Annotated in this window: 26 protein-coding genes; 15 read left to right on the top strand and 11 right to left on the bottom strand. The window is 40.9% G+C overall.

The features are described from left to right. Window positions 1-33 precede the first annotated feature (33 nt). The 4 genes from opp1B to INT04_RS09580 are packed head-to-tail and all read left to right on the top strand — an operon-like array spanning window position 34 to window position 3,402. Window positions 34-960 (top strand): nickel/cobalt ABC transporter permease, encoded by a 927-nt coding sequence (opp1B, locus tag INT04_RS09595; RefSeq protein WP_193015907.1) that lies wholly within the window; start codon window positions 34-36, stop codon window positions 958-960. Between the two features lie 2 nt (window positions 961-962). Further along, window positions 963-1,832, top strand: a complete 870-nt coding sequence (opp1C, locus tag INT04_RS09590) for a nickel/cobalt ABC transporter permease (protein ID WP_193015906.1) — start codon at window positions 963-965, stop codon at window positions 1,830-1,832. Further along, window positions 1,810-2,625: an ABC transporter ATP-binding protein gene (locus INT04_RS09585; protein ID WP_193015905.1), complete on the top strand. Its 816-nt coding sequence runs from the start codon at window positions 1,810-1,812 to the stop codon at window positions 2,623-2,625. Before opp1C ends, INT04_RS09585 begins: the two co-directional genes overlap by 23 nt. Window positions 2,626-2,649: 24 nt before the next feature. Further along, on the top strand, window positions 2,650-3,402 hold the full coding sequence (locus INT04_RS09580) for an ABC transporter ATP-binding protein (protein ID WP_193015904.1): 753 nt from the start codon (window positions 2,650-2,652) through the stop codon (window positions 3,400-3,402). 51 nt (window positions 3,403-3,453) lie between these two features. Here the strand turns inward: INT04_RS09580 and INT04_RS09575 are convergent, their stop codons facing one another. After that, window positions 3,454-3,882, bottom strand: coding sequence for a hypothetical protein (locus INT04_RS09575; protein WP_193015903.1), 429 nt, complete (start codon window positions 3,880-3,882; stop codon window positions 3,454-3,456). Between the two features lie 441 nt (window positions 3,883-4,323). Here INT04_RS09575 and INT04_RS09570 point away from each other — a divergent pair, with 441 nt between their 5' ends. The 9 genes from INT04_RS09570 (at window position 4,324) to INT04_RS09530 (ending at window position 14,584) form a co-directional block, all read left to right on the top strand. Then, complete coding sequence (locus tag INT04_RS09570; protein ID WP_193015902.1) at window positions 4,324-5,910, top strand: FGGY-family carbohydrate kinase; 1,587 nt, start codon at window positions 4,324-4,326, stop codon at window positions 5,908-5,910. A gap of 50 nt (window positions 5,911-5,960) precedes the next feature. Next, window positions 5,961-7,607 (top strand): signal transduction protein, encoded by a 1,647-nt coding sequence (locus INT04_RS09565; RefSeq protein ID WP_193015901.1) that lies wholly within the window; start codon window positions 5,961-5,963, stop codon window positions 7,605-7,607. Window positions 7,608-7,617: 10 nt separating this feature from the next. Further along, entirely contained in the window at window positions 7,618-8,547 is a 930-nt protein-coding gene (locus INT04_RS09560) for a dihydrodipicolinate synthase family protein (RefSeq protein WP_193015900.1), read from the top strand. Window positions 8,548-8,569: 22 nt separating this feature from the next. Beyond that, window positions 8,570-9,622: a sialidase family protein gene (locus INT04_RS09555; RefSeq protein WP_193015899.1), complete on the top strand. Its 1,053-nt coding sequence runs from the start codon at window positions 8,570-8,572 to the stop codon at window positions 9,620-9,622. 20 nt (window positions 9,623-9,642) lie between these two features. Then, on the top strand, window positions 9,643-10,617 hold the full coding sequence (locus INT04_RS09550; protein ID WP_226894048.1) for a tripartite tricarboxylate transporter substrate binding protein: 975 nt from the start codon (window positions 9,643-9,645) through the stop codon (window positions 10,615-10,617). 54 nt (window positions 10,618-10,671) lie between these two features. Then, window positions 10,672-11,133 (top strand): tripartite tricarboxylate transporter TctB family protein, encoded by a 462-nt coding sequence (locus tag INT04_RS09545; RefSeq protein WP_193015897.1) that lies wholly within the window; start codon window positions 10,672-10,674, stop codon window positions 11,131-11,133. Between the two features lie 20 nt (window positions 11,134-11,153). Further along, on the top strand, window positions 11,154-12,674 hold the full coding sequence (locus INT04_RS09540) for a tripartite tricarboxylate transporter permease (RefSeq protein WP_193015896.1): 1,521 nt from the start codon (window positions 11,154-11,156) through the stop codon (window positions 12,672-12,674). 57 nt (window positions 12,675-12,731) lie between these two features. Continuing rightward, a complete protein-coding gene (locus INT04_RS09535) occupies window positions 12,732-13,736 on the top strand; it encodes a LacI family DNA-binding transcriptional regulator (RefSeq protein WP_193015895.1) in 1,005 nt (334 codons plus the stop codon). 257 nt (window positions 13,737-13,993) lie between these two features. After that, on the top strand, window positions 13,994-14,584 hold the full coding sequence (locus tag INT04_RS09530; protein ID WP_193015894.1) for a DUF4291 domain-containing protein: 591 nt from the start codon (window positions 13,994-13,996) through the stop codon (window positions 14,582-14,584). 47 nt (window positions 14,585-14,631) lie between these two features. On the opposite strand, the gene metF is transcribed toward INT04_RS09530, so the two are convergent. Beyond that, a complete protein-coding gene (gene metF, locus INT04_RS09525) occupies window positions 14,632-15,531 on the bottom strand; it encodes a methylenetetrahydrofolate reductase (RefSeq protein WP_193015893.1) in 900 nt (299 codons plus the stop codon). Window positions 15,532-15,809: 278 nt separating this feature from the next. Between metF and INT04_RS09520 the strand changes: the two genes are divergently transcribed. Then, complete coding sequence (locus INT04_RS09520; RefSeq protein WP_193015892.1) at window positions 15,810-16,169, top strand: DUF488 domain-containing protein; 360 nt, start codon at window positions 15,810-15,812, stop codon at window positions 16,167-16,169. Between the two features lie 124 nt (window positions 16,170-16,293). On the opposite strand, the gene glpD is transcribed toward INT04_RS09520, so the two are convergent. The 6 genes from glpD to gntX form a co-directional block, all read right to left on the bottom strand. Continuing rightward, window positions 16,294-17,787 carry a glycerol-3-phosphate dehydrogenase gene (gene glpD, locus INT04_RS09515; protein WP_193015891.1) on the bottom strand — a complete coding sequence of 498 codons (1,494 nt, stop codon included), beginning with the start codon at window positions 17,785-17,787 and terminating at the stop codon, window positions 16,294-16,296. A 310-nt stretch (window positions 17,788-18,097) separates the two neighbouring features. Beyond that, window positions 18,098-18,856: a DeoR/GlpR family transcriptional regulator gene (locus INT04_RS09510; protein ID WP_193015890.1), complete on the bottom strand. Its 759-nt coding sequence runs from the start codon at window positions 18,854-18,856 to the stop codon at window positions 18,098-18,100. Window positions 18,857-18,894: 38 nt separating this feature from the next. Continuing rightward, entirely contained in the window at window positions 18,895-19,734 is an 840-nt protein-coding gene (gene glpG, locus INT04_RS09505) for a rhomboid family intramembrane serine protease GlpG (protein WP_193015889.1), read from the bottom strand. 22 nt (window positions 19,735-19,756) lie between these two features. Beyond that, window positions 19,757-20,080: a thiosulfate sulfurtransferase GlpE gene (gene glpE, locus INT04_RS09500; RefSeq protein ID WP_193015888.1), complete on the bottom strand. Its 324-nt coding sequence runs from the start codon at window positions 20,078-20,080 to the stop codon at window positions 19,757-19,759. A 179-nt stretch (window positions 20,081-20,259) separates the two neighbouring features. Beyond that, the gene (nfuA, locus tag INT04_RS09495; protein ID WP_193015887.1) at window positions 20,260-20,838 is read right to left on the bottom strand and encodes a Fe-S biogenesis protein NfuA; all 579 of its coding nucleotides are present in this window, start codon (window positions 20,836-20,838) and stop codon (window positions 20,260-20,262) included. Between the two features lie 60 nt (window positions 20,839-20,898). Then, complete coding sequence (gene gntX / locus INT04_RS09490; RefSeq protein WP_193015886.1) at window positions 20,899-21,591, bottom strand: DNA utilization protein GntX; 693 nt, start codon at window positions 21,589-21,591, stop codon at window positions 20,899-20,901. 36 nt (window positions 21,592-21,627) lie between these two features. Here gntX and bioH point away from each other — a divergent pair, with 36 nt between their 5' ends. Then, window positions 21,628-22,398, top strand: coding sequence for a pimeloyl-ACP methyl ester esterase BioH (gene bioH, locus INT04_RS09485; protein WP_193015885.1), 771 nt, complete (start codon window positions 21,628-21,630; stop codon window positions 22,396-22,398). Between the two features lie 43 nt (window positions 22,399-22,441). On the opposite strand, the gene INT04_RS09480 is transcribed toward bioH, so the two are convergent. The 3 genes from INT04_RS09480 to feoB form a co-directional block, all read right to left on the bottom strand. Further along, a complete protein-coding gene (locus tag INT04_RS09480) occupies window positions 22,442-22,912 on the bottom strand; it encodes an OsmC family protein (RefSeq protein WP_193015884.1) in 471 nt (156 codons plus the stop codon). Between the two features lie 185 nt (window positions 22,913-23,097). Then, a complete protein-coding gene (locus tag INT04_RS09475; protein ID WP_193015883.1) occupies window positions 23,098-23,328 on the bottom strand; it encodes a FeoC-like transcriptional regulator in 231 nt (76 codons plus the stop codon). Window positions 23,329-23,347: 19 nt separating this feature from the next. Beyond that, window positions 23,348-25,675 (bottom strand): Fe(2+) transporter permease subunit FeoB, encoded by a 2,328-nt coding sequence (gene feoB / locus INT04_RS09470; RefSeq protein ID WP_193015882.1) that lies wholly within the window; start codon window positions 25,673-25,675, stop codon window positions 23,348-23,350. Window positions 25,676-25,716 lie beyond the last annotated feature (41 nt).

Raw genomic sequence — 25,716 nt, 5'->3', positions numbered from 1 at the left:
TGCATAAACAACGTGCCACACTGATTAAACTTTATGCTACGTTATATATTCTGGCGAATGTTGGCGATATTTCCGCTGGCACTGATCATTTCATTTATTGCTTTTACTCTGTTAGCGCTCGCGCCGTCTGATCCTGCAGAAGTCGCACTACGTGTGAATGAAATAGTGCCAACACCCGAAGCTATTGAAGGAATGCGCCATGAATTAGGGTTAGATAAACCGTTCTTCACCCGTTATTTTTTATGGTTAATGGCAGGATTTCAGCTTGATTTTGGTACATCTTTCCTGACCAGAGCGCCAGTTATTCAAGAGATGCTAAGAGCATTACCACCAACACTTTGGTTGGCTTCAACGGCCTTATTCTTTACGATTATTTTGGCACTGCCTTTAGCATTGTGGTGTGTGGCTAAACCTCAAAGTTTTACCGATAAAAGCATTCGTTTTATTGTCTTTATTTTAACGGCCATTCCTAATTATTGGCTGGGATTGCTATTGATTTGGGGAGTCGCTGTTTATTTAGATTGGCTGCCTGTTAGTGGTATGTTATCGCCTCAATCTGTTATTTTGCCTGCGCTGGCTCTCTCTTTGGGGTATATCGGCACTTATTTACGGCTATTAAGAGGCGCGATGCTAAATCAATGGCATCAGCCTTATGTCTTTTATGCCAAAGCCCGTGGATTACCCGATAACCTTATTTTACGTCGTCATATTTTACGTAATTCGCTGTATTCCAGCTTAACGGCGTTGGGCATGAGTATTCCAAAGCTGATTGCAGGCACCGTGGTGATAGAGAATATTTTTGCATGGCCAGGAATTGGACGGCTATGCATCAGCGCCATATTTGGTCGTGATTATCCGATGATACAAGCCTATATTTTATTGATGTCGCTGTTATTTCTCTTTTTTAATTTTCTGATGGATGTTATTCAAATGATGGCTGATCCACGGTTAAGGCGCTAATCATGTGGCAACTATTTTGGCAACGACTTGCAAAAGACAAAAGTGCGCAATTGTGTTTATTGGTGATCACGATTGTGGTTATTGCGGGTATATTTGCCCCTTGGCTAGCACCGCATGATCCCACATTAACGGCAATACGTCTGAAATTTCAGCCCATGAGTTTTGATTATCCGCTAGGTACGGATAATTTAGGGCGTTGTATCTTCTCAAGATTATTATTTGGTGTAAGAACCACGGTATTTTATGCCTTATTTGCCATGAGCGTCACATTGATAATAGGATGGCTAATGGGGATGTTAGCCGGTTTTTTCCATGGCAAAACAGACACATTAATTATGCGATTATGTGATGTGGTTTTGTCATTCCCCGCCGAAATTATGATTTTAGCGCTGGTGGGTATCATGGGGCCAGGCATGGGTAATATCTTAATTGCCGTTATTTTAGTGAAGTGGGCATGGTATGCCCGAATGATCAGAGGGGTTGTTCGTCAATATTCACACCGCAATTATATTGCTTACGCTCGCGTGATTGGTGCGCCTTCTCATCATATTTTGCGACGTCATTTATTACCTGTGACTTTTGCTGAAACTATCGTCTTAGCATCAACAGATATTGGTAGTGTTATTTTAATGATCTCTGCACTCTCTTTTTTAGGGTTAGGCGTACAACCACCAACCCCAGAATGGGGAAATATGCTCAGTGAAGCGAAAAATGTCATGGTATTACACCCTGAGCAGATGTTACCCGCAGGAATTGCTATCACCCTTGTGGTGACGGCATTTAATTTCTGGGGAGATTTTTTGCGTGATGTGTTTGATCCCGATAATCGTCAGTCAGTAGGAGAAAAGCATGAACAACTTACTGACGCTTGAGCATGTTTCTATTTTTCATAAAGAAAGTGGAAAGGTGTTGGTTGAGGATATCTCTTTTTCTATAACACAAGGGCGTACATTAGCCATTGTTGGAGAAAGTGGCAGTGGTAAAAGTTTGATAAGCAAAGCCATTATGGGCTTACTGCCGGAACAATTGGCAATGTCTGGGGAGATTTTATTTGAAGGAAAGAAAATCAGTCACGAAGCACTTTCTCAACGTCGAGCTTTGTTGGGAACATCTTTAGGTGTGATTGTACAAAACGGTATGAGTGCGTTTGATCCCTTGATGAAAATAGGGAAGCAATTTTGCCAAACGTTAATTTACCATTTCACTTATACTAAAAAGCAAGCAATAGAAGAAACACAGCGCGCATTATCACAGGTTTTTCCCAATCAATTTCAATCTGTTATGCAATCTTTTCCGCATCAATTAAGTGGTGGACAGTTACAACGTGTGATGATTGCGATTGCGCTCGCATTATCGCCTAAATTACTTATTGCTGATGAACCCACAACGGCACTTGATGCGCCTCTTCGTCGAGAGATTTTAAAATTGCTCCAGTATGTCGTAACGACTCATCACTCAACGCTGATTTTTATTTCCCATGACTTAGGGCTGGTGAATGAAATTGCTGATGATATTGTCGTGATGCAAGGGGGAAAAAGGGTTGAGTTTGGTGATAAAATAACCGTTTTAACCTCTCCAATGCAGGAATATACGCGTTATTTAATTAATGCACGGAAACAGCTTTCATTACGTTTCGAGCAATTGATTAATCAGAAAACAGATTAATATCATCATAATAAAAGAGACGCTATGTTATTAAACGTTGAGAATATCAGTAAGTTTTATACTCAAAGAAATAGCACTTTATTCGGTGAAAAAGTGAAGGTCATTGACGCTCTTTCTTTTAATATAAATACTCAAGAAGCTTTTGGTTTAGTGGGGGAAAGTGGCAGTGGTAAAAGTACCTTAGCACGTTTAATTTGTGGATTAGAATTACCAGATAGTGGTGCTATCTATTTGAATAATAAATCAGTGACAAAGCGACTTCATCGCCAAGGTCTTATTAGTATTGTTTTTCAAGATTATATGACATCCGTTAATCCCACATTAACGGTAGGCGAAATTATTGCTGAGCCTATTAAAATCACTAATCCAAATATTAGTCATCAAGCACTTAAAACCCTTATTTTTGCTTTTTTAGATAAAGTAGAATTACCTAAAAATTGTTATCAGCGTTATATTTATGAGCTTTCAGGTGGACAAGCACAACGCATATGTTTATGTCGTGCATTAGCTTCTTACCCTAAATTGATTGTATTAGATGAAGCGCTTAGCTCGTTAGATATTCCTACCCAAGTACAGATATTAGATTTATTAAAACAACTAAAAGATGAATTCCAATTATCTTATTTGTTTATTAGTCATGATATTCAAACTGTGGCTTATTTCTGCGATAAAGTAATGTTTTTTTTACAAGGTAAGAAGATTGAATTATGTGAGGTAAATAATTTAGGTCATGTTACACATGATTATTCTAAAAAACTGATTCAATCTGTTATTTAATTAATAAACAGCAATACCTTTAAGCATTGCTGTTTACTGAATTTACTCTATTTAGAGATTATTCATTAAGTGTTCTTGAACGGCTTTCGCATCATTTGAGGCATTGAAATCAATACCAAAATTCAGCGTGCCTTCTTTAAGTTCAATACTACGTGGTGTTGCTTTAGAACAGGTAATATTCTGCACTTTTTCTTTTACTGTCTCTTGTGCAATTTTAGAGCTTTCACACGTATTTATCACACCTTTCAGTCCTTCACTGCAATAACCATCAATACCCGCTGTTTTTAAATCATCCGCACTAAAAGCTGACCAGTCAAAAGCCACTTTTATTGCAGAATCACAACTTTTATTTAAATCGACAACACGAGATTGAATATTATCTTCAAATTTTTGGTGTAATTCTTTTTCAGCTAATGTCGCTGAAAAGGAAGAAGAAGAAATAAGAAGTAGAGAAAGGCTAAGGGCAATATTTTTCAACATAATTAAATGCTCCAAAAAAGAATATATAAATTTAAATTAACGCATTAAAAATAAAACAATAAGAAGTTATAGCAATAGGAATACTGTTATTTTTAGTTTTTACGCTTGTTTTAAATAACACGAATAATGAGTAATAAGGTGTTTTTATTTAATAAAAAAATGGGCTAAGAATAAGCAGAGTTTATGACTTAACTAAGTAAAATAACGTATTTAATAATATGTTCGTTAGATTTATAACGAACATAATCGATTCAGTAATCGTTTTTATCTGCCAATAAATGCGAATAAAAAATAATTAATATAATCAATTGGTTACATTATCAATATAGATCTGCATCACAAACCAATCTTATTGTGATTGTTTTTTCATCATGCTCGAATTAACTTGCTAACTCGAAGTAGCAAAAATTAGCATAGCGTTAGCAAATGATGAGGGTTCGCATGGAACAACAATATTTTATTGGCGTTGATGTTGGCTCAGCCAGTGTCCGTGCAGCGGTATTTGATAGCCATGGAAAGCGTTTAGGCTTTTCTGTTCGCCCTATTGCCCAATTTCGTCCGAAAACAGATTTTGTTGAGCAATCGTCCACTGATATTTGGCAACAGGTTTGCCATACCGTAAAAGAGTCAGTGGAGTTGTCTGCTATTGACCCTATTCATGTAAAGTCTATTGGTTTTGATGCCACCTGTTCGTTGGTTGCTGTGGGTAAAGCAGGTCAAGGGCTTTCTGTTTCGCCAAGCGGTAATACTGAACACGATATCATTATGTGGATGGATCATCGTGCAGTCCAAGAAACGGTGACCATCAACCTGACTAATGATCCTTCACTGCGATATGTCGGTGGCGAAGTCAGTATTGAAATGGAATTACCCAAAATTTTATGGTTAAAAAACCATTACCCAGAGCGTTATCAAGAGGTATGGCGATTCTTTGATTTAGCCGACTTTTTAGTGTGGAAAGCTACCTCAGGTGATGTCGCAAGTACCTGCACATTAACCTGTAAATGGAACTATTTAGCCCATCAAGGGCAATTTAGTGAAAGTTTGTTAGCGGATGTCGGATTGGATGAATTATTAGAAAAAGTACCCCAAACCATTCTGGCATTAGGTGAACAAGCAGGTTGTTTAGATGAATCTGTTGCCAAGGCATTTGGTCTGCATACGGGAGTTATTGTTGCTTCTGGGATTATTGATGCGCATGCAGGCGGCTTGGCATTAACGGCATCACAACCTGAAGGCAGCTTAGCCATTATCAGTGGCACGTCTAACTGCCATATGATTGTGAGCCAATATCCCATTATGGTACCCGGTGTTTGGGGGCCTTATTTTGGCGCGATGTTACCTGAATTATGGCTAAACGAAGGCGGTCAGAGTGCTGCTGGGGCGTTAGTTGAATGGTCTATTCGTCGTCATGGTTCCTGGGCTGACTTAGAGCAAGAAGCGAATGAAAAAGGCGTTAATTACTATGCCTTATTAAACGAAGCCGTTGCTGAATTGGAAGAGAATGAACAATATCCAACCACACAGTTTCATGTTTTAGCTGACCATCATGGCAATCGTTCTCCGCGCGCCAATCCTGCTGCAAAAGGCATGGTAAGTGGGTTAACGCTGGAAAGTGGTCGTGTTGCATTGGCACGTTATTACCTTGCGACACTGCAATCCATTGCTTATGGCACACGCCATATTATCGACACACTTGAAGATGCTGGACATCAAATCAATCGTATTGTGATGTGTGGTGGAGCAACGAAAAATCCATTGTGGCTACGCGAATATGCTAATGCGACAGGTCGTGAAATTCATTTAGCACAAGAAGAGGATGCGGTGAATTTAGGGGCTGCATTATTAGGTGCTGTGGCGTGTAAAGCCTTCGATGATTTCTCAAAAGCGGCCAGTGCAATGGTGAGAGAAGGTGGCATTATCACACCAGATAGCGACACGTTTGCCTTTCATCAAGCTAAGTATCAAATTTATTTGCAGATGTATCAAGATCAGCAGCGTTATAACGAAATGATGTCAGATTTCTAACCACAAATTTTTCCGATTATGAACCGAGTTTACCTTACCAGGGATATCTTATGTTGAACTTAAACCTACCAAAATTACCAACCACCATCACTGCAGGTCATAAAGAGATCCTGATGGTAACAAACGCAGACTTACGTGAGCCTGCAAACGTAACGTGCTGGCCTGTGCAGAAAAAATTTGAAGATAAACTGGCCGCAGCATTAGACGCTCAAGGTTACAAAATGAAGCGTGCTCATAAAATTAATGAAGCGCGTGGTCATGGTTTTATCAGTAGTCAACGTGAAGGTTGCGATATGTTTGCCGCCATCGATCCTGATGCGCCGGTTATTGTGTTATTAACCGCATGGCAATATTCACACCATATTGCCTCTTCATTAGCACATCATCGTGGCCCTATTTTATTGCTAGCGAACTTCGATGGTACATGGCCGGGTTTGGTGGGCATGTTGTGTTTAGCGGGTACGATGACCAGTTTAGGTAAAAATTATTCACGTTTATGGTCAGAAGAGTTTGATGATGAATTCTTTGTTGATGGCTTAGCAACTTGGTTAAAGTATGGCTATGTAAATCATAAGCTTAGCTATCTTACAGATATTGCGCCAACACACAGGGTAATGGCGACAGAAGCTGGCGAAGTGGGTCGTAAAGTCGGCGAATACATAATTAAAAATAAAGAAATAATAGGATTGTTCGATACATTCTGTATGGGAATGATTAACGGAGTCTTCCCACAACAGGCCATGATCAATATTGGTATGCCCATTGAATCCCTTTCTCAATCTGCGTTACTGGTCGAAATGGCGAAAGTACCAGCAGAATTAAGAGAGGCATGTTTACAGTGGTACGAAGATAACGGGATGACGTTTATGTTTGGTCAAGATGACAAAACGGAACTCACTCGTGAACAGGTGATGGAGCAGTGCGCCATGATGATTGCAATGGCGCGTTTCGTAAAACGTTTTGGTCTAACAGCAGTGGGTGTGCAATATCAGCAGGGCTTGAAAGATTGTTGCCCAGCATCTGATTTTGCTGAAGGCGCGATTGGTTCAACCGCGCGTTTCCCATTGCCAGATGAAAACGGCGAAATTATCTGCCCTAACACACCCATTCCTTGTATCAACGAAGTGGATATGGGAACGGCTATTCCTCAAACGATGTTATGGCGTTTATTAACCTCATTGGGATTACCGGCAGAAACCACACTGCATGATATTCGTTGGGGTAGTGAGTATGAAGGAACATTCTACTGGGATATGGAGATTTCAGGATCAGTTCCTTTTGAACACCTCAAAGGTGGCTTAAAAGGGGCGACAGGTTATCGTCAGCCTGCGATGTTCTTCCCTAAAGGCGGTTCAACTATTGCAGGTCAAGGTAAAGCAGGACGCTTGTTATGGGGTCGTGCGCACTATGAAGGTACGGATGTGATTATGCATATCGGTACGGGTGTGGCGGTAGAATTACCTGAAGCCGAATTTGAACGTCGCCGTAGAGCAACTAACTACGAATGGCCATTATTAAACTGTACGTTAGATGGCGTGACTCGTGATGACCTTATGGCGGGACATCAAAGTAACCACATTACCGTGGCTTATATTGATGAAGACAAGCTGGCGTTTGTGCTAAAAGCCTTTGTTGCTCAAGCACTGACACAAGGTATCCAAGTGAAAGTGGCTGGTGATGCCATTAACCTACTGTAAGGAATTGATGATGAGTCAGCAAAAATACGTCGGTGTTTGGCCTGTTATGCTAACCCCTTTTGATGCTAAAGGGGAGATTGATTGGGCGTCGTTAGAGCGCCTTATAGACTGGTATATCGATTCGGGTGTACATGGATTATTTGCCGTCTGTCAATCAAGCGAAATGTTTTATTTAAGTGATGAGGAAACTCAAGCACTGACCCGTTTTATCGTCGCAAAAGTTGATGGAAGAGTTCCTGTAGTGGCTTCGGGTCATACGGCAACCGCGTTAAGCCAGCAAAAAGAACAATTGCAGGCAATGGCGAGTACAGGCGTTGATGGCGTTATTATGATCAGTAATCGCTTGGCGCTTGTTGGGGAGTCAGATGATCACGCGTTAGAAACACTGCAAATCTTAACCAATGTAGTACCTAAAGAGATTGATTTGGGTATTTATGAATGCCCTTATCCTTACAAGCGATTGTTATCTGAAGAAATTGTAGAGTGGTGTGCACAAAGTGATCGCTTTACCTTTATCAAAGATACGTGCTGTTCTCTTCCGATGATAGAACGTCGTTTGGCATTATCAAAAGGGACTCGCTTGCATCTTGCAAACGCCAACAGTCAAACGTTATTAGCGTCATTCCAAGCGGGATGTCAAGCGTATAGCGGTGTTATGGCAAACTTCCACCCAGAACTTTATGTTTGGCTTTATGAAAATTGGAAGGATAAACCAGAGCAGGCTGCGGTATTAGCCGATTATTTATCAACAGCAGCGATGACCGAAACACTGGATTATCCCGCATGCGCTAAATATCATCAGCGCCTGATGGGTAACTTCAGCACACTGGTCTGCCGTTCCCGTAACAGCAGCCAGTTTGAAAACTCATTTTTCCCTTCTGCCGTCAATAGTATGACGGCATTGGGTGAAAACATGAAAAAATGGCTTTCGTTAGATTAATTTAGGACACAGGAGTAGGAATATGCCTTTCGTGATGAAGGAAACCCAGTTTGTGCTCGATGATGCACATACACTTTTTAATCACTGCCATGCTTCAACGATTGTGCGTGTGCCTAACTCTGAGCGTTTGTTAACCGCTTTTTTTGCTGGCGATAAAGAAGGTAGTGGCAATACCGCTATCTGGCTGGCAATAAAAGAGGGTGATCATTGGCAACACGCTCAGCCTGTTGTTAAAAATCCGGGTGTTGCGCACTGGAATCCAGTTTTACATGTTGACCCATCAACAGGTAATATCTGGCTGTTTTATAAAACGGGTCCCGATGTACATTGTTGGACGACCCAATACGTTATCTCGAAGGATGGCGGAAATAGCTGGAGTTTACCGAGTGAATTGGTTTCTGGTGATGTAGCACCTAGAGGTCCTGTGAAGAACAAAGTATTAGTGATGTCGAATGGCGAGTGGTTGGCACCTGGGTCGGTTGAGGATGACCAATTCTGGGATGCGTTTGTCGATATTTCGAGTGACAACGGTCAACACTGGTTGCGAGTGGATATTCCGATTGAACATCATAAAGGTGAACAAGCGGAACATGAAATCTGGCAAGGTTTAAAGGATGATGCCTTATGGGAGACTGATCTACAACGCGTTTTTCAATGGGATGGCGTGATACAGCCAACACTATGGGAATCCCAGTCTGGGCATGTGCATGCCATGATGCGGAGTACGCGCGGTACGATTTATCGTAGCGATTCAACGGATTATGGGCGCAGTTGGTGCCCGGCTTATGCAACAATATTACCAAATAATAATAGCGGCATTGATGTCGTCTCCTTCGCAGATGGTCAACTGGCATTGGTGTATAACCCGAATTCAGGTAACTGGAGTCGTCGTTATCCTATCTCCGTCAGTCTTTCATCCGATAATGGCAGTACTTGGTCTGAACCATTCGATTTACTCGATGGGGAAGGCGAATTTTCATATCCGGCTATTATTGCTGAAAACAATACCCTACACGTGACCTTTACTTGGAATCGAAAAAACATTGTTTATCAGCAGTTAGTAGCTACTCAATAAAAATGTGGAGAAAGGGTTTTATGAAAAAGAGTCTACTCGCAGCGTTGGCGATTACGATGACATTGGGCATGGGGAATGCTGTTGCCCAACAGTTAACGTATCCTACAAAAAATATTGATGTGATTATCCCGAAAAATCCGGGCGGTGGTACTGATACTTCTGCACGTACTATTGCAGAATTTGCTAAAGATATCATGCCTGCTGGTCGTATTTTTGTTCCTATCAATAAACCTACAGGTAATGGTTTAACGGGTCTGATTGAAGTGGCTAATGCACGTCCTGATGGGACTAAATTAGTCATGACAACGGTTGAATTAGCAATGTTCCCTCATCAAGGAAAATCACCCGTTACTTATAAAGACTTTACTCCGATTGCCACTACTATTGCTGATCCAGTTGTGTTAGTCGTCAATGCCAATTCACCTTATAAAACACTACAAGATTTTGTTGATGGTGCAAAAGCGAATCCTGGCAAGTTGAAAATTGGTAACTCAGGCATGGGGGCTATTTTCCATCTTGCGGGTGTGAATATTGAACGTACGACAAGCACTAAATTCAATCACATTCCTTATAACGAAGGGACTGGCCCATCAATTGCCGCTTTATTAGGTGATCATATCGATGGCGTATTAACCACACCAGGTGCGGTAAAATCACACGTTGATGGTGGTTTGTTACGTGTTCTTGGTGTGATGGACGAGCGCCGCTTCCCATTAATTCCAGAAGTCCCAACATTTAAAGAAGCCTTAAAATTAGATACTAACGTGAAAATGCGTGCTTGGGCGGTATTAGCAACAACGGCGGGTGTACCTGATAATGTGAAAAATGAGTTAGTCGGGGCATTCTCTGAAGTGGTTCAAAAACCGGCTTACCAAGATGCACTGAAAAAACAAGGTATCATGCCTGTATTTATCACTGGTGATGATGCTTACCAAATGATGAAAGAAGACCATGAAATGTACGCTGAGCTCATCGCGGCGACACTGAAGAAATAATAGTGATACCACCCTATCCGTTTGACGGATAGGGTCGGTCAGGGAGATCCCGACATGACAAAAAGTAATACCATCATCGGTGCGATTTCAGTAGCTTTTGGGCTACTTATTATCTACCTCTCCCGTGATATGAGCATATTTGACGAGTATGGTGTACCAGGGGAGCGTTTTTGGCCCTATGGTTTAGCTATCTTGTTTATTTTACTGGGGATTTTTCAGTGGATCAGTGTAATTATAGATAAAGCAAAACACGTCCACCGCTCTGTTGATTTAAGTTCGACGGCTGTTAAACGGGCTTATGGTTTAGGATTTTTATTAATATTCTACGCAGTAGGCTTATATTTCTTAGGATTCATTGTTTCATCATTGCTCCTTATCCCAACCATTATGTGGTTAATGAATGAACGCAAAAAGATCTCACTTATCGTGGTTCCTATTGCGATTGTGGTGATGTCGTATCTTTTCTTTGAACTCCTGTTCAATTCACCTCTGCCAATCCCTGTTTTTCTCGAATAAAGCAGTAAAGGAGCTTTGATATGGAAATATTAGATGCATTTATGATTGTTTTCAGTTTGGAGACATTCACAGTACTGCTGTTAGGGGTGTTCGCGGGTATTGTTATCGGCGCATTACCTGGCTTAACAGTGAATATGGGAATTGCATTGCTTCTCCCATTGACCTACACCTTTCAAGGAATGACAGGAATATTATTGCTATTAGGAATGTATTGCGGCGCTGTTTATGGCGGTTCTATTACTGCGATACTGATTAGCACACCAGGCACACCGGCATCTGCGGCTACGGTATTGGATGGTTATCCAATGGCGAAAAAAGGTGAAGCAGGACGTGCGCTGGGTTTATCCACCATGGGATCGATGTTTGGTGGTATTTTTAGTACGATTGCCCTGATTGTGATTGCGCCTCAGTTAGCAAAAGTGGCAATTGGTTTCTCTGCCGCAGAGTATTTTGCTCTTGCTGTATTTGGCATAAGTATTATTACAAGTGTATCATCGCAATCGATTATCAAAGGATTAATGGGTGGCGCAATTGGTTTAGCTATCGCAACCGTTGGTCTTGACCCGATGACATCGGGTATGCGATTTACCTTTGATACCGTGTACTTAATGGGCGGGATCTCTTTTATTCCGATTCTGGTTGGTTTATTTGCTTTCTCTCAAGGTTTAATTAGCTTTGAAGAAGATTACCGCGAGCGTCGCCAAAAGAGTCCAGAAGAAAAAGTGAGTGCACGTATTCATCGTGTATTACCGACATGGCTTGATTTTAAACGTGTTCTACCGACCTACTTACGTTCATCTGCGATTGGTACAGGGGTTGGTGTTATTCCCGGCGTAGGTGGCGATATCTCTTCATTTATTTCTTATAATGAAGCGAAACGTTGGTCTAAGCATCCTGAAGAGTTTGGTCACGGTTCACCAGAAGGTGTTTCTGCACCAGAAGCTGGCGCTAACGCAGTGACGGGGGGATGTATGGTGCCATTAATGACACTGGGTATTCCAGGTGATGGCGCAACCGCCATTATTATGGGCGCGTTTATGGTGCAAGGGTTAGCATTAGGGCCGCAGCTCTTTACTGATAATCCCGTTGAAGTAAACAGTATCTTTATTGGTTTAATGGTCGCAAATATTTTAATGGGCATTTTAGGTTTCTTATGTATGAAACTATTTGTCCGCGTGATGGATGTACCTCGTCGCGTATTAGTGCCTATTATCTTTGTACTGTGTAGTATCGGGGCATATTCGGTTAACCACGATATCCGTGATGTATTTATTATGATGGGGACGGGATTAATTGCGTATGTATTGATTAAGTTAGATTTTTCAATGTCACCTATTGTCATTGGTATTATTTTAGGCCCAATGGCAGAATCTAACTTACGTCGTGCATTAACAATGTCTCAAGGTGATCTATCGATTCTGTATACACGCCCGATTACAGCGACATTTTTAGCTATTGCAATACTAACGTTAATTCTGCCTATCGTGGGGCCAACGTTAAAATCAATGTGGAAAAAATGGCGAGCTAAGCCTGCTCAGTAAAGGTTAACCCGCCCTCATTACATCAGTGATGAGGGCAATATCAATGATGGAATATTAATGGCAAAAACAGTTGAACAGATTGCAAATGACCTGAATTTGTCTATTACCACAGTGAGATTGGTATTAAATGGCAAAGGTGATCAATACCGGATCAGTGCAAAAACACAAAAGAAAATAGCCGACTATGTTGAAGTCTTTGGGTATACCGTTAATCATGCGGCTAGAAGTTTAAAACTCAATAAAACAGACAGTTATGGATTGGTTATTCCTCGCCTTTCTAACCCATTTTTTGCCGCGTTAGCTGAAAAGTTAGAAAGGCATTGTCACCAAATTGGTTGCCAGCTCACCATTAGTTGTACCTATGGTGATATTAAAAATGAAAATAAGCTTGTTAAATCAATGGATGAGCGCAATGTTGACGGTATTTTCATTGTTTCATCAAGCCGAAAAAGCCAATTACATCACGTAAAACATCGGCAAAAACCCCTCGTGTTTTTAGATAGAGATTTCTCTGTCAGTGGCGCTATTTGTGTTGCGTCGGATAACTGTGACAGTGGGGCTCAACTGACAAGAGCAATGATAAAACAAGATACTCCGATTCATTTTTTTGCCGGAGATGCGTTATTGCCCACCATTGCAGCGCGTTTACGAGGTTATGTACAAGCGATAAAAGGGCATTATGGCGATGATAGTCGTGTCACGGTCTCTTATGCAGAACATAATACGACCAAAGATGGTGAACAAATGATGAAACAGTATTTAGAGCAACATCAGCAAATACCGACTCATTTTATTGCCTCATCATTGCCTATTCTTGAAGGTCTATTGAGTGTTATTCGTCAACGTGAAGGTGTTATTCCTGCACATCTTTATATTGGCACATTCGATGACCATGTGATGCTCAGTTTCTTACCTAATAATGTGTGGTCAATGAAGCAAGATGAGGCTTTATTGGTTGAAAAAGCCTTTGAAATCATGTCTGCAAAGATAGCTGGCACCGTAGTGAAATCCCCTGCATTAATAAAAACACAACTTATCGAACGCTTAATATCTACTCAGTGAGTCAATTAAATCGCTTATTCGCCTCACTTTGTGAGTAGATTAGCAAGATTAATTGACTCATCACTGTATAAATAAAACACAATAGGAACATTAGTCTGTTCATTTTATTGTTATTCTTTTTTTTGCTTTTATTAATGCGCGCTATTCTACTGAGAGAGTCTTGACAAAAATAGGGGGCTCTTGATTATCTGCAATCAGAGGCTCATAATTTAGGCGGATAGTTCCATTTTATTAATATAAAAGGATATTAAAGAAAGATGAACGATGATGTTGACCGATGTCCTGAGTGCGAAGTAAGGGCATATTATACGAATGATTTTGTTCGTGTTTATCAAGCCTATTCTAATACTATTGCTCAGAGCGCAGTCGCAAACGGAACTTTTGTTTCGCCCCCATTTAGCATGACCCGCATGACGTGGGTAAAACCGTCCTTTCTTTGGATGATGTACCGTTCTGGTTGGGGACGTAAAGACGCGAATCAAGCCTCTATTCTTGCGGTTGATATTACGCATGAAGGCTTTCAAGAGATGCTAACACAAGGCGTTGTTAGCCATTTTGACCCCGATCGCTATGCCAGTGCTGAAGCTTGGAAAGAGGCATCAGAAACCAGTAATATCCGCATTCAATGGGATCCTGAGCGCGATATTTATCTTAATCGACTCAGCTATCGCACCATTCAAATTGGTTTACGTGATCAAGCCGTTGAAAAATATTGCAAAGCGTGGATTGTGAATATTACGGATATTACCGATAAGGTACGTAAAATAGATGCTTGTATTGCTAATGGTGATCTCGACACTGCATACAACCTATTACCCGTTGAAAAACCTTATCACTTTGGTGAGTAATTCATCAAAATGTCACCCCGCTTATTGAGCGGGGTAATTGTATCGACTCATGTTCTGACAAGTTCTGGACGAACACCCAGTGTATGACAGATGGCATACGTTAATTCTGAGCGATTAAGCGTATAAAAATGGAAGTCTTTGACTCCTTCACGGCTTAAAATCTTCACCATATCAATGGCAATAGAAGCACCCACCAGACTCCGCGTTTCAGGATCGTTATCTAACCCATCAAACATTTTATTCATCCAGCCAGGGATCTTCACATTAGTTAAACCTGCAAAGCGTTTTAGCTGTTTAAAATTGGTCACAGGTAAAATTCCCGGCACAATTTCGACATCAATACCTGTTGAAACACAGCGATCACGAAAACGTAAATAGCTTTCGACATCAAAGAAAAATTGAGTGATAGCGCGGTTTGCTCCTGCATCGACTTTTCTTTTTAAGTTAATTAAATCTGCTTGCGCACTTTTGGCTTCTGGGTGCACTTCAGGATAAGCCGCAACGGAAATATCAAAATCACCGACGCCTTTGAGTAAATGCACTAAATCAGTGGCATATATTTCGGGTTTTTGTGTGTTATCGGGCAAATCACCCCGTAAAGCAACAATATGGCGAATACCACTTTGCCAATAATCTTGCGCGATATGTTGTAGCTCTTCTCGGCTGGCATCAACGCAAGTTAAATGCGGTGCGGCTTCTAATCCTGTACGCTCTTTAATTCCTTTAATAATCGAGTGAGTTCTATCTCGCTCGCCTGAGTTTGCACCATAAGTCACAGAAACAAAGCTCGGTTTTAAGGTATTTAAGCGCGCAAGAGATTGCCAAAGAGTATTTTCCATCTCTTCGGTACGAGGCGGGAAAAACTCAAAGGAAACTTGGATCTGACCATCAAGCTCGGCAAGATTTTGATTTAATGCTTCATGTTGGCTTGCGTGATAAAAGCTCATACCTGTACCTCATCAATCTGTCACTGTGTTGTTATTCTTATTTAAGTATCACTACCTATTTACCCATCTAACCATTTAGACGTCTAGATGTAGATTCTCTTAATTAGGTTATTTAGTCAACAACTATTCACCCTGTTTTTGATGAGGATAATTCAATCGAAATGAGAGAAAACTTCATGTTGAAGTCTTCTTTAATAAAGAAAATAAGCTTCACCATACATAAGCTGTATGATTTTTCTTCTACAATTAAACGAACTAACTTGTTGAAGGAAGAAGAAATGATCACTTGTCAGCGCGTGTATAACGATAAAGAGGGAGCCCATGAAGGTTATCGTGTATTAGTGGATAGATTGTGGCCAAGAGGCGTGAAAAAAACAGACTTTCATTACGATGAGTGGAATAAAGAGGTTGCACCTTCGACTGAATTACGAAAATGGTTTCATGCTGGTGGTGGTGATTTTGCTGAATTTACCCAACGTTATATTGAAGAATTGGCAGGCACTCCTGAACATTGGCAACCCCTTCTTGTAATAGCAAAAGAGCAACCGTTAGTATTACTTTATTCAGGTAAAGATGAGCAACAAAATAATGCAACCGTGTTAAAAGCTTTTCTAGAAAAGCAGTTAGCTCACTGTTGATCATGAATAATTTGAGCGTTTGAGTAAAAAAGTAAAAAAAGCAAAAAAAAGTGGCGCGGTATTAGGCGCCACAAGTATTGCTAATAAAAACATCGAACAGAGTCAGAGAATATCTTTACTGCCATTATGCAGTGTGTGTATTTGCCACTAACCATTGGCTAATGCGTTGTTTTTGCTCTTCATTTAGCCACATGCCGAGTTTTGTACGACGCCAAATAGCATCATCAACTTCAATAACCCATTCATGTTTTACTAAATAACGTAATTCTGCTTCATACAGGTTATGACCGAAGTTTTCACCCATACCCGCTAAATCCGTGATCTCTTCAAGTAGCAACTCAGTGTTGCTACCATAAGTGCGAGCAAAACGCAGTGCTAATGCTTCTGGTAACCAAGGGTGACGTTGGCGAATTAAACGTGAGTAACCATCACGATCACAACCTTCTAAATTACCGCCAGGTAATTGACCATTTTTGGTCCATGGTTTACCCATGTTAGGGAAGTAGTTAACAAGTTTATCAACGGCGTGTTCACCGAGTTTGCGATAAGTGGTTAATTTACCACCAAATACAGATAACAGTGGAGTTTGACCATTATCATCATGAACATCTAACGTGTAGTCACGAGTAATCGCTTGTGGTGAATCAGATTCATCGTCACATAATGGACGCACGCCTGAATAATCCCAAACGACATCTTCTTTAGTTAACTGCTTTTTAAAGTGATCGTTATAGACTTTCAGTAAATACTGAACTTCATTATCGTCGATTGCTACATCTTTGGGTGAGCCGTTGTATTCAACGTCGGTTGTACCGATGATAGAGAACTCATCCATCCAAGGAATAACGAAAACAATACGGTTATCTTCGTTTTGTAAGATATACGCTTGTGGTTCGTTATGAGCACGAGGAATAACAATATGGCTACCTTTAATTAAACGGATACCATAAGGGGATTTCAGTTTTAAACCTTCATCAAATAAGGTTTTAACCCAAGGGCCTGCTGCGTTCACTAAAGCTTTGGCTTGATAGCGAGATGTTTCGCCTGTGCGTAAATCTTGTGCTTCTACCATCCACAAATCATTTTCACGCCAAGCGCGAGTCACTTTAGTACGAGTACGTACTTCACCACCGCGACGGACAATTTCTTGTGCGTTGAGAACCACTAAACGTGCATCATCAACCCAGCAGTCAGAGTATTCAAAACCACGTGTTAACTCAGGTTTTAAAACAGAATTTGCACCAAATTTAATGCCTTTACTGCTTGGTAAGCTGACACGTTTTCCTAAATGATCATAAAGGAACAGACCAATACGGATCATCCATGCTGGACGTAAGTGCGGTTGGTGTGGCAGACGAAAGCGCATAGGAAATGCAATATGTGGCGCTAAGCGTAATAGTACTTCACGCTCTGCCAGTGCTTCACTGACTAAGCGAAATTCGTAGTGTTCTAGATAACGTAAACCACCATGAATAAGTTTAGAGCTCGCGGAAGATGTTGCACTTGCTAAGTCTTGAGCTTCCAGCATAAGAACTGAAAGGCCTCGACCAGCCGCATCCGCCGCAATTCCAGCGCCGTTGATCCCGCCGCCGATGACAATCAAGTCTTGAGTTTTCATAACATCCTCCTACGAATGCGCGAAACAATTCTTTAATGTTCGTTTTCGCTCATAATTGTAATGAAGTTTGATGAAAATGCCAACTATATAACTGATAAAAAACATAACCGCGTGATATGGATAACAATTTATTATCATATCCACATGTTTTGTGGGCTTATTAAATATAAGCAACATTGCTAATAAATTAACCAAAAAAGACGATTTAATTATAAAAAAATGAGAAAATAGAATGAGTTAATTAGGCTGTAACAATGTGGAGGTGAAAAAAAAGTACCTGTTTAGGTACTTTTTTAGGGTATTTATCTGACTAACATAATTCAAGTTGAACATTGTGTTGCTCAACAATTTTTTGGATCCCTGCGGGAGGGGCTTGATCGGTAAATAAGTAATCGATCAGATTCATATTACCTAGGTTCACCATCGCGTTGCGACCAAACTTAGAATGGTCAGTCACCAACATCACACAGCGTGAGTTTTCGATAATTGCGCGTTTAGTCCGAACTTCGTGGTAATCAAACTCAAGCAGTGAACCATCCATATCAATACCGCTTATTCCCAAAATACCGTAATCAAGACGAAATTGAGAGATAAAATCTAGAGTAGCTTCCCCCACAATACCGCCATCTCGTGTGCGCACTTCACCACCCGCAAGAATTAAACGAAAATCTTCTTTACCCATCAATAGGGTTGCAACATTCAGGTTATTGGTCACAATACGAAGGTTTTTATGGTTAATCAGTGCGTGCGCGACAGCTTCAGGTGTTGTACCAATATCAATAAAGAGTGTTGCACCATCAGGAATTAAACTCGCCACACGTTGTGCAATACGTGATTTTTCATCTGACCACATGATTTTGCGATCATGATAAGCCGCATTCACGGAACTTGATGGTAATGCCGCGCCACCGTGATGGCGTTGGATTTTGTTCTTTTCCGCTAATTCATTTAAATCACGTCGGATGGTCTGTGGGCTGACTTCAAAATGCTCCACCAATTCTTCAGTGCTGACATAGCCTTGTAGGCGTACCAGTTCAATGATGGCATCATGTCGTTGCGTTTGCTTCACAGGTGTCCCCTAATGTTAAAAATATCATGTTAATTTTATTATGATTTGCGAGATAATTGATGTCGATTATCCCACAAAGCCATCAATAAACCGATAAGGAAGCCTGCTAAATGTGCAGAATTTCCTATAGAGTCACCTAAAACGCCCATATAGCCCGCCACGATCCACAAAATCGAAAAGACGATTAACCCCGTTGGAGCACCAATGCCTTTTTCTGGATTACGTATGCCTGTTAAGCCTACATAGCCAACTAATGCGTAAACAACTCCCGAAAGCCCACCAAAGTTAGAGTAAGTAAACAAAGATTGTGCCCAATTACTAAAGAGCGCAGAAACGAGCATGATCACAAATAATTTACCTGTGCCTAGTCGCTGTTCTGTTTGACTGGCGAGATACCACCACATTGCGAGGTTAAAGGCGATATGCATCAGTGAAAAGTGAACAAAGGCGGGGGTGATATAGCGCCAAATCTCAACATTTAGGCTTTCCTCATAAGGCCATGCAAGATAGAGCATAACATTATAGTCGCCGACGACTTGCTGCCAGATAAAAACGAAGGTACATAAAATAATCACCAGTACCGTTAATGGGCCTGATCGTTGCACCATGTTTTTTATCGAAAAGGCAGGGCGATATTTTATACCCGTATTTTGTGGGTTGCCGGTCTGCCAACTTGCTGCTTGATAACGAGGGTGAAAAGGCTCACGTAGAAACGTGCTGAGTTCTTTTTCAACCATTTCCAACTGATGTTGGTCTTCTAACCAAAGTGTAATTTGCTGATTTTCGTTTTTTGTGTGAATACGCACACCTTTCGTTGCCATATAATTGACAAATAAATCAGCTGCTTGAGGGTTAGAAAGTGTAATAATGTGGATCATTAACAAAACCCATCTGTCGTTATTACAGAGAAGTGACCACTTGTGGATATTCTCTTTGCCATGCTTCAAAACCACCGTTAATACTATAAACGGTTTCAAAGCCCATATTAACCAGATATTGAGCGGCTCCTTGACTGCTATGGCCGTGATAGCACATCACCATAACAGGAACATCGAAGTCTGCATCTTGTAAAAATTGATTTAGCGTTTCATTGGTGAGATGAAATGCATTTGTTGCATGACCTATGCGATAACTCTGGGGATCTCTCACATCGACCAAAATTGCCGATTGAGATGCCCAAAATTGATGAGCTTGTTCAATGCTGATAAATTGAAACTTATCCATAATTGTCTTATTTATTATATTGTTGTTTTGTTAATTTGTTCTGAGCGAGAGAACGATGTATTCATCATAGCGTCAAGTGGGTAAAGATGACGTTATTTTTTGTAAATGATTATTTTAATACACGAATCCCCCGTGATATCAGTGCAGGTGAGTATCACAGGGGATTTGATACTGAGGGATCAGTAATAGGAGTGTTCACCACGTTGGTGTTCAGTTAAGTCTTTCACACCTTTTAATTCGTCAGGGAACAGGTTTAATAATTCTTTTTCGATACCATCTTTTAAGGTGACATCAATCATTGAACAACCGTTACATCCACCACCGAATTGTAAGATAGCATAGCCTTCTTCAGTGATTTCCATCAGGCTTACACGACCACCATGACCCGCTAATTGAGGGTTAATTTGTGATTGAAGTACATATTCAACACGTTCAATTAACGGTGCATCAGCATCAACTTTACGCATTTTTGCGTTAGGTGCTTTCAACGTTAATTGTGATCCCAGTTGGTCAGTGACAAAATCAATTTCGGCATCTTCTAAGAAAGGTGCGCTGATATCATCAACATAGGCAGAAATTTTTTCGAATTGAATTTCAGTATCGTTTGGCTCTACGGCATCGGGTGGGCAGTATGAAACGCCACATTCAGCATTAGGTGTGCCTGGATTGATAACGAATACACGAATTTGGGTGTTGGGTTCTTGGTTAGCCAGTAGTTTGGCAAAATGCGCCTGTGCGGCATCAGTAATAGTAATCATATCGTCTTGCTCAATAGTTGACTGTTCTGGTTGGTTATCATACGCCCAATTGGCGGTTAACTACAAGGTTCGACAAATCGCCCAGACCTCAACAGAGCGTGCTCCCGCACGAAATAACAAGGGGACGAGGGTATTTAATGTCGCACCTGTAGTGATAACATCATCAATTAGTGCCAGATTTTTCCCTGATACCGACACTGTGTTATTTAATACAAATGCATTCTTTAAATTGTGTTGCCTTTGTTTGGCATTAAGATGCGTTTGCATCAGTGTAGCACGAGTTCTTATCAGGGTATCCGGTTGATAAGCACAATTTAGCCACCTTGCCAAAGGCTTAGCGATAGCTTCTACTTGCTCAAAGCCTCTAGACCAACGGCGATGACGATGCGAAGGAACGCTAATAATTCTGTCCGGTTTCTGCACTGAATTTTCTCGTCGATAAGAAAGCCACCTCAACAAAAAAAGTCGTGCAAGACATAAGGCTATTTGAGGGCGAGGATGGTATTTATAAAGGTGTAATAATTTATTTAATGGTGGTTGATAGTCCGCGACTGTCAACATCCATTTCCATGGTGGGGGAGATTGCAGACAACGTCCACATAACATCATGGAATAAGAAGATGGATATAAACAACATGGACAGCGATTGAGTTGTTGGGGTAAATGGCGAATACAGCTCGAACAAATACCTTTAGTATCATAATGTAAGGGTTGACGACATAACCAGCAATATCCTGCTATTGTTATCCACATAATGAACATCCTTGTAATAAAAAAGAGAGCTTAACAATGAATAAATTGCATTGGCAGACAATCGGTGAAGGAAAAACACATCTTGTGCTATTACACGGATGGGGGTTGAATGCGGAGGTCTGGCAATCATTAATACCGCGATTAAGCTCGCATTTTACACTGCATCTTGTTGATCTTCCGGGATATGGTCGTAGCCAAGGTTTTCCTGTTCTCACGCTAAGCGAGATGTCTGAGATTGTTTTTGCAAAAGCGCCTGATAATGCAATTTGGTTAGGATGGTCTTTAGGCGGGTTGGTGGCAAGCCGTATTGTTTTAGATAATCCTAACCATGTACAAGCGTTGGTCACGGTGGCTTCTTCACCTTGCTTTGGCGCTTATGAGGATTGGCCGGGTATCAAACCAGAAATTTTAAAAGGGTTTGAACAACAATTAAGTGAAAATTTTCATCGTACTGTTGAGCGTTTTTTAGCGTTACAAACATTGGGCACTCAAAGTGCACGTGAAGATATGAAAGCGTTAAAATCTGTAGTATTAAATCAACCACTCCCTTCTGTTGAGGTGCTTAACGGTGGGTTGGAAATTCTGCGGACAGCAGATTTACGAGAAGAATTGAAAACGTTGAAGTGTCCTTTTATTCGTTTTTACGGCTATTTAGATGGGTTAGTCCCGCGGAAAGTGGCTGGACTCTTAGATGCCATTTATCCACATTCACCCTCTGTTATTTTCCGTAATGCAGCTCATGCGCCGTTTATTTCACATCCTGATGAATTTGCCCAAACGCTAATTGAGGCCTGTAAAGTAAAATAATTTTTTATAAGAACTGCCCTTATTCAGGGCGGCTCTGTAAAAATTACGACACCGTATTTTCAACCCTGTTTTCAATGTAATAGGCTGTTTCACAAATAGGTGGGTTTTTAATGGTGTCAAAAACAGGGCAAGTACGTTCAATAAAAGCGATAAATGCGGCAATCTCTTCTTCGCTATTGTCTGCTTGAATAAAAAAGTGTGTCGTAATTTTACTAAAACCAATTTTGGCTTCTTTATTTTTTCCTGTAAAACCATCGGTATCTAATTCACCTTTTACTTCAATACGAATGTCGTTGAGGTTAATTTTGTGCATACGTGCAAAACTTTTCGCCACTATTCCTTTGCATGCCCCCAGCGTTCCTAATAAAGCCTCAACAGGATTCATTGCACTGTCGCTTCCACCTAATGACAATGGCTCATCAAGTAAAAATTGAAATTGGCGTGATGCACATTGCATCTGTAATCCACCTTGCTTGCCTGTTGTGATTGTCGAGGAAAATTCAGTTATCGGCATAATTTTTATATTCTTATAAAGTGAAATTAAGATAGACGTCTTTACGTCCGTGTTTAATGGATTATGCCGTGATAGTTAGGAAAGTAAATCATTAAATAGAAAGATGAAAATGATTCATCTTGAGCCGTAGATAAAAAAATCCCCTACATAAAGTAAGGGGATTTATAATGTCATTTATCAATTTGTTAGATTAATTGATAAAGCTTTGTCTGGCAGGCGGTGGCTTCAGGGCAACTTTTACAACTACCCGTAAGGCACTCTTCCACATCCACTTCTTGAAGCTTACCCATCAATGTAAGCCGCTCTAACATTGCTTGTACCAACGGTTCAGGCATATTAAGTTGATGGCCGATAAGACGGGCATCGGCTCGACCATTAAGGGCGATACAATCACGTACTTCTATCAGACTGGCCATCTTACTTTTCCTTTGTCACTTAGTGACAGCTACCTTTTGAACAACATTGTTTTGCTAATGACGCTTTATTGCTTAAGTTAATTGTTAGGCGATTACGTGCATTACGCAACAGGATAAACAGAATTAAGTTAAAAATGACGACTACAGCAATGGTTATTCCACTGCTTTGTGGATGCTCACTAAAGGTTGCGACTTGATAGAACAATGCGGACAATGAGTAAGCAATGTTTAAGCCCCAAAGAATAGAGAAGGTCATCCAACCGCGGCTTGTTTCACGCGCGATAGCACCCATAACAGAAACGCAAGGTACATACAGTAAAACAAAGATCAAATAGCTGTATGCAGCAATACCTGAGCCAAATTTAGCACTCATGGTGCCCATTGTTCCGGTATCCATTTCGCCGTCACCTTTACTGGCTTCAATTGGATTAGAGAGTGCTGCTAAAGTAAAGGTCTCTTTTAAACTATCCCATGTTTCACCAAATGCGTCACCGACTTCACCCCAAAGGTCAAACTCTTCAGCATCAAACGGCTCATTGACAATACTTTCAGCGGTATAGAGAGTATTTAATGTTCCCACAACCACTTCTTTTGCCATTGCCCCTGTGACCAAGCCAACAGTGGCTTGCCAGTTATCACTATGCACACCAATGGGTTGCAGTAATGGAGTGATCACTTTACTGACAGATGCCAGTGCAGAATCATTGATATTATCGGCAGGCTTACCCGAGAACGTAAAGCTGTTTAAGGCACCAATAAACATACTGGCGATAATAATGACTTTACCTGCACGGATAACGAAGCCTTTTAAACGTTGCCAAGTTTGCATCAACAACGTTTTCATGTGAGGAACGTGATAAACCGGCAATTCCATTACGAAAGGTGATGCTTCGCCACGCATAATGGTATGTTTTAGCAGTAAGCCCGTTAAAATGGCAACAACAATACCTAAAAGATACAGTGAGAAAACAACACTTGCGCCATTTTTACCAAAGAAGGCGGCAGCGAAGACTGCAAAGATGGCTAAACGAGCGCCACAAGACATAAAGGGCGCCATTAAGACGGTGATCAATCGCTCTCTTGGTGCATCAAGCGTACGTGCACCCATAATTGAGGGGACGTTACAGCCAAAGCCGACAATCAGTGGTACGAATGATTTGCCTGGCAAGCCTAGCGCCTGCATCAATCTATCCATAACAAACGCAGCACGCGCCATATAACCCGAATCTTCAAGGATAGACAAGAAGAGGTACATCATCCCAATTTGTGGCACTAATGGAAGAACGGTATTAATACCACCACCGACACCTTGAGCAAGAAAGATGGTTAGCCATTCAGGAAAGTTAAAGGTTGCACCAATCCATTGAATACCATGAATAAAGATGGCTTCAGAGCCGCCTTCAAATGCGGGTTGTAATGCCCCACCAATGTTAATCGCCAAGACGAACATCAGATACATGACAAATAGGAAAATAGGTACACCTAACCAACGGTTTAATATTACTTTATCGATATTTTGCGTCAAAATATTGGGTTTAATGGATTCCATATTAATGACGGTATGACAGATATGCTCAATATTTTGATAGCGAGCATCCGCAATGACGAGTTCTGGTTCATTATTATGTTCATCTTGGATACGTTGGCGTATAGCTTTGATATCTTCTGTGGTGACTTGTGCCCGTTGATGGGTATAAATATCCCCTTCTAAACACTGTAATGCCATCCAACGGCGTTGCTGTAAATTAAATTCATCATGGTTAATTCTTTCAGCCAGTGCTTCAACTTCATTGAGTAGCCATACAGGGTAAGACGTCAGTAACTCTTGTGGTTTTTTCTTTTCAGCTGGAAAGGTATCAATGGCTTCTTTGAGCTTATCAATACCTGATGCTTTGGTTGAAACCATTGGAATAACAGGGCAACCCAGTTGCTCAGAGAGTGCTTTGATATCAATTTGCATATCTTGGTGTTCAGCAATATCAAGCATGTTTAATGCCACAATACACGGAATACCCAGCTCAAGCAGTTGCAACGTCAAATAAAGGTTACGTTCAAGGTTTGAGGCATCAACAACGTTAATCAGCATGTCTGCTTCATTACTTAAAATGAAATGGCAGGCAATTTGCTCATCAAGGGATGTCTGTTCTGAAATTGTCGTTAATGAGTAAGTACCCGGTAAATCGACGAGTTCAATTTTATGATTTGCAGTCGTGAAACGACCGACTTTACGTTCGACAGTGACACCCGCCCAGTTACCCACGCGCTGGCGAGAACCGGTTAACTGATTAAAGAGTGTTGTTTTACCGGCATTGGGGTTACCGATAAGACCTATAGTGAGAGGAGTCATAATAGTGATGCCAATAGTTAGTTGTCTTGCCTAGTTGAATG

Source organism: Proteus sp. FME41 (assembly GCF_014897315.1).
Taxonomy (GTDB): Bacteria; Pseudomonadota; Gammaproteobacteria; order Enterobacterales; family Enterobacteriaceae; genus Proteus.
This window is presented reverse-complemented; position numbering and strand designations above follow the sequence as displayed.